The organism is Microbulbifer aggregans, assembly GCF_020524005.1.
In the GTDB taxonomy this organism is placed as follows: Bacteria; Pseudomonadota; Gammaproteobacteria; order Pseudomonadales; family Cellvibrionaceae; genus Microbulbifer; species Microbulbifer aggregans_A.
The window spans coordinates 168,178-182,763 of the sequence record NZ_JAIVKK010000004.1 but is presented as its reverse complement, the minus strand read 5'-3'; the positions used below and the strand labels follow the sequence as shown (position 1 = coordinate 182,763).

10 protein-coding genes are annotated in these 14,586 nt (G+C 54.8%); 4 read left to right on the top strand and 6 right to left on the bottom strand.

Translation table 11 applies throughout. The features are described 5' to 3' along the window. Window positions 1-143: 143 nt before the first annotated feature. Window positions 144-1,211 (bottom strand): PstS family phosphate ABC transporter substrate-binding protein, encoded by a 1,068-nt coding sequence (locus tag LC093_RS08375; protein ID WP_226664098.1) that lies wholly within the window; start codon window positions 1,209-1,211, stop codon window positions 144-146. A 244-nt stretch (window positions 1,212-1,455) separates the two neighbouring features. Here LC093_RS08375 and LC093_RS08370 point away from each other — a divergent pair, with 244 nt between their 5' ends. The 3 genes from LC093_RS08370 (at window position 1,456) to LC093_RS08360 (ending at window position 3,983) form a co-directional block, all read left to right on the top strand. Then, window positions 1,456-2,079, top strand: coding sequence for a TRAP transporter small permease subunit (locus LC093_RS08370; RefSeq protein ID WP_226664096.1), 624 nt, complete (start codon window positions 1,456-1,458; stop codon window positions 2,077-2,079). Then, window positions 2,076-3,440 (top strand): TRAP transporter large permease, encoded by a 1,365-nt coding sequence (locus tag LC093_RS08365; RefSeq protein ID WP_226664094.1) that lies wholly within the window; start codon window positions 2,076-2,078, stop codon window positions 3,438-3,440. The genes LC093_RS08370 and LC093_RS08365 overlap by 4 nt, the downstream gene beginning before the upstream one ends. 153 nt (window positions 3,441-3,593) lie before the next feature. Continuing rightward, window positions 3,594-3,983, top strand: a complete 390-nt coding sequence (locus tag LC093_RS08360; protein ID WP_226664092.1) for an acyl-CoA thioesterase — start codon at window positions 3,594-3,596, stop codon at window positions 3,981-3,983. A gap of 60 nt (window positions 3,984-4,043) precedes the next feature. On the opposite strand, the gene LC093_RS08355 is transcribed toward LC093_RS08360, so the two are convergent. Together LC093_RS08355 and LC093_RS08350 are read right to left on the bottom strand one after the other, a co-directional pair. Then, window positions 4,044-4,928 (bottom strand): hypothetical protein, encoded by an 885-nt coding sequence (locus tag LC093_RS08355; RefSeq protein ID WP_226664090.1) that lies wholly within the window; start codon window positions 4,926-4,928, stop codon window positions 4,044-4,046. 161 nt (window positions 4,929-5,089) lie between these two features. Next, complete coding sequence (locus LC093_RS08350) at window positions 5,090-5,797, bottom strand: hypothetical protein (RefSeq protein WP_226664087.1); 708 nt, start codon at window positions 5,795-5,797, stop codon at window positions 5,090-5,092. A 267-nt stretch (window positions 5,798-6,064) separates the two neighbouring features. Here LC093_RS08350 and LC093_RS08345 point away from each other — a divergent pair, with 267 nt between their 5' ends. Continuing rightward, window positions 6,065-6,346: a hypothetical protein gene (locus LC093_RS08345; RefSeq protein ID WP_226664086.1), complete on the top strand. Its 282-nt coding sequence runs from the start codon at window positions 6,065-6,067 to the stop codon at window positions 6,344-6,346. Window positions 6,347-6,633: 287 nt separating this feature from the next. Here the strand turns inward: LC093_RS08345 and LC093_RS08340 are convergent, their stop codons facing one another. The 3 genes from LC093_RS08340 to LC093_RS08330 all read right to left on the bottom strand — a co-directional run bounded on the left by LC093_RS08340 (window position 6,634) and on the right by LC093_RS08330 (window position 14,579). Beyond that, window positions 6,634-12,114: a S8 family serine peptidase gene (locus LC093_RS08340; RefSeq protein ID WP_226664084.1), complete on the bottom strand. Its 5,481-nt coding sequence runs from the start codon at window positions 12,112-12,114 to the stop codon at window positions 6,634-6,636. A gap of 559 nt (window positions 12,115-12,673) precedes the next feature. Further along, window positions 12,674-13,228, bottom strand: a complete 555-nt coding sequence (locus LC093_RS08335; RefSeq protein ID WP_226664082.1) for a hypothetical protein — start codon at window positions 13,226-13,228, stop codon at window positions 12,674-12,676. A gap of 205 nt (window positions 13,229-13,433) precedes the next feature. Continuing rightward, a complete protein-coding gene (locus LC093_RS08330; protein ID WP_226664080.1) occupies window positions 13,434-14,579 on the bottom strand; it encodes a TRAP transporter substrate-binding protein in 1,146 nt (381 codons plus the stop codon). Between the last annotated feature and the right edge of the window lie 7 nt (window positions 14,580-14,586).

Here is a 14,586-nt window from a genome sequence, read left to right as displayed (position 1 = left end):
CCGGCAATTATCCGGTCTTCTGGCGATTTTTAAATGACACTCTCTGAATGACACAGTGAAAAATCGCACTCTTTTATATATGCAAACGGCCAAGCCCTGTGGGCTTGGCCGGTAATTCCCTTTACCTGGTCTGGTTGCCGCGGTTACTTGGCAGCCAGGTTGGTCAGGGTATTCAGCTTGCGTACGTCCATGGCAACCTGCTGGCGCTTGGCCGTAGGCAGCGGGATCATGCCCTTGTCTGCCAGGTAGCCTTCGTCACCCCAGGCGCGCTCGTTGGTGAACTCGGCCAGGAACTGCTTGATTCCGGGCACCACGTTAACGTGCGCTTTTTTCACGTAGACGAACAGCGGGCGGGACACCGGGTAACTCTGGTCAGCAATGGAGTCGAACGTCGGCTCCTGACCCTCGATAACAGAGCCCTGTACCTTGTCAGCGTTCTGGTCGAGGAAGCTGAAACCGAAGATACCCAGCGCGTTCGGGTTGGCGGCCAGCTTGTTCACGATCAGGTTGTCGTTCTCACCGGCTTCAATGTAGGCGCCGTCTTCACGGATGTTGTGGCAGATGGCCTTGTAGGCGTTCTTGTCGCTGCTTTTCTTGGCCGCGATCCAGTCGAACTTCTTACAGCCACCTTCCATTGCCAGCTCGGCAAATGCATCACGGGTACCGGAAGTCGGGGGCGGGCCCAATACTTCGATTTTGTGCGCGGGCAGAGTCGGGTTGACGTCTTTCCAGGTCTTGTACGGGTTCGCAACCAGGGTTTCGGAACCGTCCGGGTTGGGAACATCCTTGGCCAGTGCCAGGAAAATGTCCTTGCGGCTCAGCTCGAACGGCTCGGCGGTCTTGGCGTTCGCCAGCACGATGCCGTCGTAGCCGATCTGTACTTCCACCACGTCAACACCGTTGCCGTTACACATCTCCAGCTCGGATTGCTTGATACGGCGGGAAGCGCCGGTGATGTCGGCGGTATTTTCACCCACACCCTGGCAGAACAGCTTCATGCCACCGCCGGTACCGGTGGATTCAACCACTGGTGTCTTGTACTGGGTTGCACGGCTGAAGCGCTCGGCCACCACCGTGGTGAACGGGTAAACCGTAGAAGAACCGACGATGCTGATGTGGTCACGCGCCGCCAGAGCAACGTTAGAGGCCGCAATGGTCAGGGCGGCCAGGGCCGAGGCGAGGACTTTCTTGTTCGCAGAACGCTTGTTCATAAGTGTCTCCAGGGTGTTCAAAATCTCTGCATGCGGCGCATGCTATGTCGAACTGGTGACGATTCTATGAATGAAAAGTTACAAACAGGTTACAGTCGTCTGCGGTAATTTTACGAGGCGCAGGCAAGATCAATCTCCCATGTCCGGGCATGCCCGATGACCGGCGCTGGCGTCATTCGTGACCAGAGGGTACGCTCAACGGGATAACGAAAAAAACAATATTCAGGGATTAGAGAAAACGGGTATGTCGTTACTGTTACGGGCCGCTGACGGCCTCGACCGGTTCGCTGCTACCAGTGGCCGCGCGCTGGGTTGGTTCACTTTGTTAATGGTGCTGATTCAGAGCCTTGTGGTGGCGTTGCGCTACGGCTTTGACGGCGGTTCGCTGGCGCTACAGGATACGGTCGCTTACCTCCACGGCGCCGCCTTTATGCTTGGCCTCGCCTATGCGCTGCGCAGTGGCGCGCACGTCCGGGTGGACGTGTTCTATCGCACCATGCAGCCCCGCGGCAAAGCCTGGGTGGATGCGGTGGGCTGCCTGATTTTCCTGCTGCCGCTGTGCATATTCATCGCGGTGGGCGGCTGGCACTTCGCCGCCAACAGTTGGGCAGTGCACGAGAGCAGCGCTAGCGCCGATGGCCTCGGCGGAGTCTACCTGCTGAAAAGCCTGATTCCACTGGCTGCTGCCACCCTGATCCTGCAGGGAATTTCCCAATTCGCCCGCGCGTTAAATACGTTGATGCGGCTGGAAGTGCCGGTCGGCGCCCCCCTGTCTGCAACGGGGGCGCAGGCGGAACCCATCCCGCTTAAAGGGAATTCCACAAGGCATCAGGCGCCCGGAGAACTACACAGCGAGGTGGGCGCATGATGGAACTGATCCCTCTACTGATGTTCCTCGCCGTGTGCATCGCGCTGATGTTTGGTTACCCGGTCGCCTTTACCCTGGGCGGCACCGCGCTGATCGCCGCCGGGCTCGGCATTGTTGGCGGGGTTTTCGATGGCGAGTTACTGCGCGCTTTCCCCGATCGTCTGTTCGGCATCATGCAGAACGGTACCCTGATGGCCGTACCACTGTTTGTATTGATGGGGATCATGCTCGAACGTGCGCGCATCGCCGAGGAGCTGCTGGTGAATCTCGCCCGGGTATTCTCCCGGGTACCGGCCGGGATGGGCATCTCGGTGGTGGTGGTTGGCGCCCTGCTCGCAGCCAGTACCGGCATCGTCGGTGCGACGGTAGTGACCATGGGCCTGATGTCGCTGCCCACCATGCTCAAGCGCGGTTACTCGCCGCAGCTGGCCACTGGCACCATCTGTGCCACGGGTACCCTGGGGCAGATCATCCCGCCTTCGATTGCACTGGTGCTACTGGGCGACACTCTGTCCAACGCCTATCAGCAGGCGCAACTGTCCCAGGGCATTTTCAATCCACAACCGGTCAGCGTGGGCGACCTGTTCGTCGGCGCGGTAATTCCGGGGCTGCTGCTGGTCACCGCGTATATTGCCTACCTGCTGTTTATTTCACGGCGTGAGCCAGTGCTTGCGCAACGCAGCAGCGAAGAGATCAACCTGGCGGAAACCCTGAAGAGCCTGTTCCCGCCCATTGGCCTGATGCTGCTGGTGCTGGGTTCGATTATCACGGGGGCGGCTACGCCGACCGAAGCCGCGGCCATTGGCGCCCTCGGCGCCGGTATCCTGGCCTGGGGCCGTGGCGCGCTGAACTGGAAGCGCGCTGGCGAAGTGGGGCAGAGCACCCTGCAGGTCACCGCGATGGTGTTCGCGATCCTGATCGGTGCCTCGCTGTTTTCGCTGGTATTCCGCGGTTTTAATGGCGAGGAAGTGGTCACTCACTTATTCAACAGCCTGCCCGGTGGTGTGATCGGCGCGACCCTGCTGGTGATGCTGGTGATCTTCCTGCTTGGGTTTATCCTCGACTTTATCGAGATCACTTTTGTGGTGGTGCCCATTGTAGGTCCGGTGTTGCTGGCGATGGGGCTGGACCCGGTGTGGCTCGGCATCATGATTGCATTGAACTTGCAAACGTCTTTCCTGACCCCGCCCTTTGGATTCGCGCTCTTTTACCTGCGCGGGGTGGCGCCGGAGGAAGTGGCAACGGGAGCGATTTACCGGGGGGTGGCGCCATTTATCGCCATTCAGTTACTAGTGATGTGCCTGTTGGCATTGTGGCCTTCGCTCGCCACCTGGCTGCCGGGATTGATGACAGCACCCTAAGGCCTGCCGTAGCAGATAATACTCTGGAACGGGGGATTTTTGCGATGTACTGCTCTGGCTAATTTGTACCCACTTTGTGCTAGAATGCGCCACCCTGCGGGCCACACTATCAGCCCTGCCGGATCAATAAATCTAAGAACCGTGAGCACTTCCATGTCGGCCATCGATGAAGAACCAAAACCCAGCGGCACCCTGACCCTGCAGACCCAATCCATGCCCCGGGACACCAATCCCCAGGGTGACGTTTTTGCCGGTTGGCTGATGTCTCAGATGGACGTCGCTGGTGCCATCCTCGCCCAGAGTATCGCTCGCGGTCGCGTGACTACCGTTGCGGTCGGCAGCATGGTGTTTCTGCGCCCGGTAACGGTAGGCTCTACCGTCAGTTGCTATGCCGAGGCCCTGGAAGTAGGGCGCTCCTCAATCAAGACCCTGGTGGAAGTGTGGCTGACTCGCGTGGATACCGGCGAGCAGGTAAAAGTGACCGAAGGCGAGTTCGTGTTTGTGGCAATCGATGACCGCGGACGCACACGACCGCTGCCCTGATCCAGATCTCAAGCAGAAAACGGCCCGGATAGCGTACATTGCGGGCCGTTAGTGTTCGCGCTAACTCTGCCCAGGAATTTCACTTTCCTGACTGACGGTATCACAATTACCTGAGCCGGCCGGAACAGATTTAATCCAGCCGCGGAGCGAGCGGAACGTCAAACGATCACACTGCTCAGACAACACAACCCCACGTTCGAACTTCTTTTTTCCGCCATGTAGATAGCTAAGCGTTTGCTGCTTGTTTTTCTCAGCATGCAGACCTTGTAGCTCTGCCTCCAGAATAGAGAAGGAGGTAACGAGCAAATCGCTGGCGGTCTTAACCAAGTCTTCCTCTGCCAGTGCCGGCGCAGTATCGCCAGAGATCGATACCACCTCGATCAGGTTTTGATAAGCCGGAGCTTCTGGGCTGTCTTTTGTCGTCAGGGTAATGGCATTTTTCAGGGTCAGGGTGTGCTGATCCTGCGACATCACGAAAACCGGCTTGGCGGTAATGATCCACTCACTATCAGAATTTTCATTCCAGGGACTGAACTCATAGGCAGAAAAACTTGAACTACCTAATGCAGCAAGAATCAGGCCCTCTTCTTTCATGCCCTCTATCGCCGACGCGTACGGTACCAGAATTTTATCTGCTTCTTCTTGCGCTTTCGCCTTCTTGCTGTCATTTGCAGAATCAGCAATAAGGGCATGAGCCAGCACTGATGCCGCAAAAACGCCTGGAGTATTCGCTACGTACATCATCGAACCGTGGTCGGCATTCACATCGTCAAGATCCGTTTCTCCGTAGAATTCCACGGGAGCATCAGATTTAACTTTAACCAATAAGATCGAGCCTGGAGACACATTAGCCGTGCGCTCTACGTGCTTTACATAATTCTGGTTTTTTGAGCTGGCGCAAGCCACCACAAAAATGGACAGGCCAATAATTAACAATTTTTTCATATCATTTTTATTTATAAATTTTTCTTAGAAAAAGAAGCTGGGAACCAATACTGTTAGGACGAAACAAAAAGTTAACAAGCCATGATTCCCATCACTTGGACACATATAAAAAAAGGTACATCTTATTGCTAAGATGTACCTCTGGGTCGAGAAAGTTAAACTCAGTTCTCAGCCGCTTGGCTATCCAGTGAAGATATTATAATTTCTTTACCTTCCGCTATCGCCTGGTAATACGCATTGGTCAGCGCCGGGAAGGTGGGAGCCTCATCCCATTCTTCCGTCGCAGCCTTGGTTACATTTACAGGCTTATACCATTCATAGGTGTTATCTGAGAGATCAACTAAATATCCCAGAGCGCTGAAATAGCCTTTCGGGTCGCTTGTAGAGACATAGCCGGAATAAGCACGATGCATACCGACTGCGTTGATATCCAGCACCAACAGGTGACTGATATTGTAACGATCCTTATAAGCAGCGAAATTGCGCTTAGCGGTATTAGGAACCTCAGACTTGAATTTGGGCAGCTTATTCACCGCGAGAGGCTCGGTAACTTCAACCACCTCCACATTTTTGGCTTCCAGCAGTTTTTGTAGTTCAGCCTTCAGAGCCTGGGCGTCTTCGGTAGAAAGTGTTTCAGTGTGTTTGCTCAGTGATGAATTCGCTACTTCTGCAGCAGCCAAGCACAGCAGACAGCTGGCTCCGGGCAGGTATACATTAGGATTAGGGACATCAGAAACAGCTACACCAATACGCTTGCTCGGCTGCTGCCAAAACATAGAATCCGGTGTAACTGGCATTTGCGGCGTACCTGCACAACCTGACAGAAGCACAACCCCCAAGGCCAATAGGCCCATTAACTTCAACTTCATTTGCTCTTCCCTTAAACCTGGAGTTATTTGATTTTTCCTATTCACCTTACCTAATCTGGCAGGAAGCCCGATTATTAAACAATTTGCCCTATTAAAAAAGTGCGATCGACCAAGTAACCCGACGGCATCCTGAAACCACTCCCCACAAGTGGGGCGAATGTACCAAATATAGATTCGAGAGATGATCGGGATTTAAATCACTTTTTGGTAGGAAAAAATTTTGTAGCATCCACCACTTCCCCACCTATTACGACAAGGAAACAGTCGATGAGCATTCCTGCTTTAGCTATTGCCCTCACTTGCACCAATATTTTTTATTTTGGCCTGGCAATTGCCAGACTGGCTCGAAGAAAACTTTTCCGAATAATTATTCGCATTGGAGCCGTGATAGCGACCATTTTATCGATTGGCCTTGTACCGTATTTTATGAGCGAAAGCTTAGTGACAACTGAGAAGGCTGGGTATTACCTGTTTTACCTACTAATTTTTGGGGCGTTAATTTATAAAATTTTTCTGACCAGAATAATTCCTCTGGCATCAGAAAAATAAGAACTCCAACCCCATATGTATCCCGGTCCAAATATGGACGTTTTTATATAAAAACGAGATTTCTAGAAGTTAGCAACAGCGTTTCCAAAAATAATTGGAAGCATTTTACTAGAAATGGATAACACAACGGATCGTGAACTTCAAAAAATACTATCTATCCCAGAATACAAGCCTGAATATCTATTTCCAGTGCGGTAAAAAAGCTGTGCAATATAAAAATGGGTTGCCCTCGGGCAACCCTTTTTTATATATGAATGGCGACAGGCTAGCCGTCGCCATCCTGACCGTCAGTGCAAGGTAACCTTGCGACGACGGATCAGGCCCGCTGCTGCCAGCAGGGCCAACAGGTAGTAAACCGAACCACCTTTTTTCTTTTTCTTCACAGGCTCAGGATCAACCGTAGTTTCTCCGCCAGAGCTGCTCGAGCTGCTGGAACCACCGGAAGAACTGCTGGAGCTACTGGAACCACCGGAGGAACTGCTTGAGCTACTGGAGCTGCTGGAACCACCGGAGGACGAGCTGCTCGAGCTGGTAGTACCGCCGGAGGAGCTGCTTGAGCTGCTCACCGGAGCCATCACTGTCACAGTGACGCTCGCTTCAGAGGTCAATGCCCCATCGCTTACGGTTACCATGAAGGTGTGCTCACCTTCCGCCAGGCCAGTTACGGTCGGAGTCGCGGTGTCCGCGCCCTCGATCGAACCCGGGCCTGTCCAGCTGAAGCTGAGCTCGTCGCCGTCGGCATCTGTACTCATGCTCGCGTCGAGCAGCGCACTTTCGCCTTCGGTAACGGTCACATCACCGGCTACCGCTGCCACCGGAGCGTCAGCGCTGCCCACAACGGTCAGCATGAAGGTGGTGGACGTCGCGTCGTTGGGGAAGGTTGCGTCGGCAACGGTAACCGTTACTTCAGTGGTACCACTGAAGTCTGCAGCCGGAGTCAGGTCGAAGGTCGAGCCAGACTCACTGCCGTGCACTTCGGCACTGACGTTGTCACCAGTTACGGTGATTACGTTGGAGCCGTTGTCGTCATCGGCGTAGAACACTTCGATACCAGCCAGTACTTCGTCTTCATTCACCTGCTGGTCGGCAATCTCACCCAGGGTGATATTGCTGGCGACATTGATATCCGCGGTCACCTGCAGGGTATCCAGTCCATCTACCGCATTGGCGATGTCGATGGTCTGTACCGTGCCGGTGGCTTTGGCATTCACACGTACCTGGAAATTAACCTCGAAGGACGAGGTTTCCGGGCCGCGGTAGTCGAAGCAGAATACCTGGTTGTCGTTCAGCACGGACGGCAGGTTGCCGTTACCGATGGCCGTAGACAGGTCGCCGTATTCACCGATACCGCCAAAGGCATCCGCCGGTGCTTTCATACCGCGCACACCCGCTGAAGCGTACTCACCAACCGTCAGCGGGCCTGCGAGCTGGGAACCCCAGTTCAGATTGTCGTACGTGAGGTACATCTCGTAGGCACCTTCGTCGTGGTCGTAGCCGCGGCTCAGGATGAACTCCACATCGTGGTGGTCGTCCTTCGGTGTCATGGGCGAGGTGGACGGATCAATGGTGCCGATGCGGTCCCACTCAACAATCAAGTGATTGTCGGTATACGCCACGGTAGTACCGGAGTTGACCTCGTCGTCGGCGCTCGGGTTATACAGCGCGCCAAAGACACGCGCTGGTGCACCGTACCACATGCCACCGACAACCTGGAATGCGGTACCCAGCGTATAGCTATAGTCACCGAACCAGGCGTTCGTGCCAGAGTTTTTTGACAGAAGTCCATTAAGGTCGATGGCGCCGTTCGGATGTACATAGATGGCATCGGTCGCAAGCGCCGGCGCTTCGGTGTTCATATAGAAGCTGTAGCCTTCGAAGCCCGGCCATATCCAGCTGAACGGGAACGGCGTTACCCCATCGGTCCAGTTCTCACCAAAGTAGTCACTCGGGTAGAGACCTACCTGCTTCAGGTCAATATAGCCACCGCCAGCATTGACAGGTTTTCCGTTTTCTTGTGTGACTATTGGTGCGCGACACATGCTGTCTTCCAGCGAGTTGGTGACAACATATTCCGGCTCCCAGTCAACCGAGCTGGGCTGGCTACCGGTCACCACGAAACCGTTGTCGGTTTCCACGACACCGCCCTGGTATTGGCTGTAGGCAGCGACACTACCGCTGACGAGTGACAGACCTTCCGGCAATGTGCTCGCCAGCTCGAAGCTGCGGTCATAACCACCCAGGTTCGGCTGTACCTTGACGGCAACATCAATTACATCGCCCACGCGCGCGCGGGTCTGCGAGGTTTCAATGTCCACATCGTTGGCACCGCGAGTGATCTTGAACGGCGCCATGCCCAGGTTGCCGGCGTTGATCGGACTGTTGCCCAGGTCGAAGGCACCGTAATAGAACTCGCCTTTTTCCAGGCCCAGCTCCTGCCAGCTGATGCTCAGGTCGAAGGCTTCACCGGCTTCTGCGCTGGAAGGAATCGACAGGCTCAGATCGCTTGCTAGCTTGTCGGTGACAACACCGGTTGCCACGCGGAAGCTGTCTACCGGTGCTTCGCTCAGGCTGGCTGCCTTGACGGTATGGTTTTGCCAGGCGATCCAGTAGTTACCGGCTTGCGGGTAGTTCACGTTACACCAGTCCTTGGCATCGACACTAGTGAGGGTCGACATACATACGGCTTCCGAGTCGAACTGGGGAATGCCGTCACCGTTCAGGTCGATACCTACATACAGGCCCAAATGACCGTAAACGCCGACTGCGGGAGGCTCATCGCCGCGCAGGTTTTCCACCACTTCGGCGACCAGGCGCACGGCGTTTTCCGGAACGGAAACCCAGCTAATGTGTACCGAAGGATCTTCGACATCGTTGGTAACAGAGAACAGGTTGGTACCGCTGCCGCTTAAACGCTGCGGTACGTCGATGGTCTCGATGGTCGGTGCGGTTTTGGCGAACACGCGGCCAGTCAGCTGCGGTGCATCTTTCACCTGTACGCCGGACAGGGTGTATTTGTCCTGATCGCGGTGGGCAGTGATATTGATGTCGGTGGGCAGATCGCCTGCGGCCAGGTTCATTTCCACCGGCATACGCGCCGCGGTTTCACCTGGGGTACCGGCGTTCTCGAACAGCACCTCGCCAAAAACGCTTAGGCCGTAAGGTGTAACCCCGAAGCTCTGGGAGTCGACCCATTTGCCAGTGATTATCACGGTCTGCTTCTGGCCCGCCTGCAGGGTGAAGGTGGCCGGGCTTGCGCTCAGCTCCACACTGACCTCACCGGTATTGGTGGAGACGTTCCAAGTACCGTCTACGGTGGCTTCTACGGTGCGCACCCAGGTACAGCTAAGACGACAGTTCATGTCGATCATGTACGGGGTGTTGAGAGCCCCCACGTTGCCGCCGTTGGCCGGGTTGGCTTCCAGGTACTGTTCCACCGGAACATCCATGATCAGCTCGGCGTCAATCGCCGCGGCCACATCCATACGCCCGGAGCCGGTGGCCCAGGTCATGGCTTTCTCGTTGCGCGCAGGATCCCACACTTCCGGAACCGCAGTCAGCTGCAACGCGGACTGGATTTCCGCCGGGGTCCAGTCCGGGTGGGCCTGGGTCATCAGCGCCAGGGCGCCAGTGACGTGCGGCGCGGACATGGAGGTGCCCTGCAGGGTCGCATAGTCGCCGGAAGCAGCTGCACTGAACGGGTGTTCGTCAGCGTAAGCGGCGTAGATGGAGACACCCGGCGCGGAGATGCTCGGGGACATCACTTCGCGGTTTTCCGGGATCACGGACGGTCCGCGAGAGGAGAAGTCCGCCATCTGATCGGCCGATTCCGGGTCGATGGAGCGCGCTACTGTCGCTGGGCTCAGGGTGATCATATGACCGAGTTCAGTAGAGCTGTCGACCCACCTTCTCAGGCCGTAATTCGGCCAGGTACCGGCCCACTGACTGCTGGTAAAATGTACGGAGGGCAGCTCATAGGCTTCTGCTACAGTACCCTGACTACTGTCATTGTTGTACATGATGAAACCGTCGGCGCCGCCGGCTTTCACGTTCGCCACTTTGGCTGTACGCGCATTGGCGTTGGCGTTATTCGAGTGGTGACGCTGACAGATTACAAAGACGTTAACACCACCATCAGCCGCGGTGGCACCGGTGGCCGGATCGGTGATCGGCGTGCCGTCTTTGTAGAAGTCAAAGGTGCCAGTCTCATACGGCGTTACGCAGTAGCCATTGCCGTCCTTGACGCCTTCAGAATCTTCGTAATCTTTTGCCCAGACCACGACACCGGTGATTTCCTCACCGTTCAGAGAACCGCCCACCAGTCCGGTCTCAGACCAGCCCGGCACTTCACTCCCCAGTGTCGAGTCGATAAAACCGGCATAACTGACCGCAGTTTCCACAGCCATTTCACGACCGTGAGTGGTTGCTGCCACACTAGTCAGCCATGGAGAGGCGTGGTTTACGGTCTGCAGGGTCGGGCCCGCGTTACCAGCGGAAGCGGCAACACTGATACCCGCTTCGCGGGCCGCGAGGAAGGCCAGCTCGGTGGAGGAGTTCCAGGGGTCGACGCCACCACTGATAGAGTAGTTGATGACGTCTACGCCATCCTGGATCGCCTGTTCGATACCCGCGACCAGCGCATCGCTAGGACAGCCACTTTCCGGGTAGCAGACCTGGTAGGAAATGATGTTGGCGTGCGGTGCAACGCCGGAAATCATTTCGAAATCGTAGCCGGTGTCGACGCCATCGCTGACTTCGGCAAGCTCCGGAATGCTGTAGGGCGCGTTGTACAGCACGTTGCCGGCAACGGTACTGGCGGTATGGGAGCCGTGGCCGTTGTAGTCTTCACCGGCAGCGGGACGAATCTGCGGCCCCGGTACGCAGCCGCGCCAGGTGCAAGTCTCAGGCCCCTGAAAGGTGTCGGTAATGGTCGAGTGAGACCAGACACCGATCAGCTTGCTGTTACACAGCTCTTCCTGTCCATCTACAGCACAGTCGTGCAGGTAAACGCCTTCACCCAGCGGATTCTGGACAGTGTATTCGTCGTCACCAGTGGCAGCGAAGGAGGGGTGATCAGTGTTTACGCCGGTATCCAGGATACCGGCAACAATGCCTTCACCCATGTATTGGCCGCCGATACGGCTGGCACCAGTCCACGCGACATCAGCACCCACGTGTCCCGGGCCCACGTCGGTGTGCAGTTCATGAATGCGTACACGCTCGACACCGGCAACGTTTGCCAGCTGGGACAAAGCTTCCGCTTCATCCTGGGTCAGTTCTGCAGTAACCGCGTTCAGCGCGACCTGGAAGCTTTCCAGTACCTGCAGGCGCACGCCCAAGCCGGCGGCCTGGTTTACCAGAGCATCCTGTTTGGTTTTCAGGTGGCTGGTATAGGCGTTTAGGGTCTGATTACCCCGGGCTTTGATACCACTCTTCAGCAGATCTTTAGTACTTTCGAGACCGTCAATATCGCCGTCATATACCGCGGCCGGCAGATCTTTCAGGCGGACGAAATATTTGTGCGTGCCGGTGAGACCTTCTTCGCGGAAAAACTTCTGATTATTGCTGGCGTTCTGGAGCTGGATATTCGCTCCGTTGTTTTCCAGAACCTGTGTCTTCTGATATTGCGCTTTATATTCCTGGTAAACCGGCAGGCTCAGATCGAGCGATTTGAGCACCGCCTTCTCTTCTCCCGCAGCCGAAACGGCTTGCGCCGCCCCAAGACTGTATAACGCGGCAGCAACGGCGCTGCTCAGCGTCTTGATTTTCATAAATGCTCCTAGGCTTTTATTTTTATATCGACTGGCCGTCGCATACCCCAGACAGACCAAGGACGGCCGATGCTAAATAACCCGCCAAGCAACACGTAACTGATCCCATGTAACAGTTTGTAACTGCGCCAGATTGGATCTTTTTTATGTAACGAAAGTCATCTACGGCACCAAAACCGTGCGTATATTTATCGGAAGAAAAAAGGGGAAACGGAAGTGAAAATTAAAAATAAAGGAGTGATAAGTAACTAATTTTCCCGAACTGGCCGCAAGTCAAAAACACGCAACCGAAATATAATTAGCACTAAAAGATAATAAGTGATTATTGTGACAAAGGAGTATTTTCAGAGGCTCAATGTCGCTAAACATTGTTTTCTTGGATTGAACATACCCATCTCGAAATTCACGAGAATGTCAGAAAAGCGCTCGCTTCCAATAAAAATACTAGCAACCCCAAGCGGTCAGCACATACCGGCAGCCTGCGGAAAACTCCAACCGGAAATAAAAAACGGAGCCAGATGGCCCCGTTTAATTTCTATATCGCTTTTAAAAAAGAGATTCACTCCAGTTCAACATCCACCAAATTCGTGACGAATGGCGAAACGGTAAACTCTCCGGTTGCGATATATTTTTTCCCGCCTTTCCAATTGTGGAATTTAATGTAGTAAGTGCCCGCAGCTAAGGTGATATTAGGGTTATTCAGGTCGTTAAAATGGATAGGGTCATCGACCAACCAGCCTTCAGGGGTTACTTCGAAAAGATACCCACCGCAGCGCATAGCCCCAACGTTAGGTTGCCCACAGGAATTCAATGCCAGCCTGGTTTGTCCCTGTGGATTCTTTTCCGTTTTGGTAACGGCCACTTTTCCGTAATCAGTCTGCGTTCTGCTGGCTTTTGCCGTGCTGAAATTTTCCCGACCTACTGAATAAGAGTTTGAGGCCGTATTACCCGATTGCTGAACTGAACCTGTAGTGGTACGCGCATTGCCAGCGAGATTTCCGATGGTTGCATCGGCAGCGGCATTCATCGAGTCTCTGGCAATTTTTTCAAAATCTGCGGTTGTACAGCCAGTCAAACTTGCTAAAACAAAAACTACAGTCAAAAACCGTAACATCAATCATTCCCTCGATATTAATTTCCTTTACCGCCTGCCGAGACAATGTGGAACTCACAGGCGAATAGTACAATCGTCCCAGATCCATTAGGGCCCAGGGCGGGTACCATACTAAAAAGTACTCTTTCAAAAAATATCGAGGCCAGACAATTTGTGGCACACGAGTGCCACAAACATCACGCTAGAAATTATTTTTTAGCGACTACTACTCCGCTATTTTCCGCGTCTGGTAATACGCCTCTTCACTGATCTGGTGGTAGGGAATTACCTGCTGCTCAAACGCTTTAAATGCCTCATAAACCCGTTTGAATTGTGGATCTTCCAGCGCAGTATCTTCCATGATCTGCGTATTGATGGTTTTCAGGTGGGCAATGACATCATCTGGCAATTTGCGCAACTCCACCCCGTGCTGGTCAACCAGTTCTCGCAGTGCGCGGTTGTTGCGCGCGGTGTATTCGTCGAGCATGTCCTGGTTGGCATCGCGGGCAGCAGTGCGCACGATGGCTTGCAGGTCTTTCGGCAATTTTTCGAAGGCGGTTCTGTTAACGATGATTTCAAGGATGGAACCCGGTTCATGCCAACCGGGGTAGTAATAGTATTTGGCGATCTGGTGAAAGCCGAACGCTAGATCGTTATAGGGGCCCACCCATTCGGTGGCATCGATAACACCAGTCTGTAACGCCGTATACAGCTCGCCACCGGGAATGGTCACTGCGGTACCGCCGGCACGGTTCAGTACTTCACCGCCGAGGCCCGGGATCCGCATTTTGAGTCCTTTCAGGTCCTCCACGGAATTGATTTCCCGGTTGAACCAGCCGGCCATCTGCACGCCGGTGGAGCCGCCGGCCATGGGAATCAGATTGAAGGGCGCATAGATCTCTTCCCACAGTTCCTGGCCGCCACCATAATGCAGCCAGCCATTCATTTCCTGCGCGTTCAGCCCAAACGGCACCGCGGTGAAAAACTGTGCGGCCGGGACTTTTCCCTTCCAGTAATACGCCGCACCGTGCCCCACTTGCGCCGCACCATCGGATACCGCGCCGAATACGCCCATCGCCGGTACCAGCTCGCCTGCACCATAAACCTTGATGGTCAGGCGACCGTTGGACATCTCACCGACTTTGCGCGCAAAGCGCTCTGGCGCACTGCCGAGGCCGGGAAAATTCTTTGGCCAGGTGGTAACGAGTTTCCACTCGAAGGTTTGCTGTCCCGGGTTATTAAGGGACGAGCTTTCGAGCGTGGTTACGGCTTGCTCCTGATCGACCCGGGAGACCACCAGGGCACCGAAAGTGACAACTAAAAGGGCGAGCAGGCCGAGGATAACGGCGGGGTACCAGTTGATTTTTTTCATGTCCGTT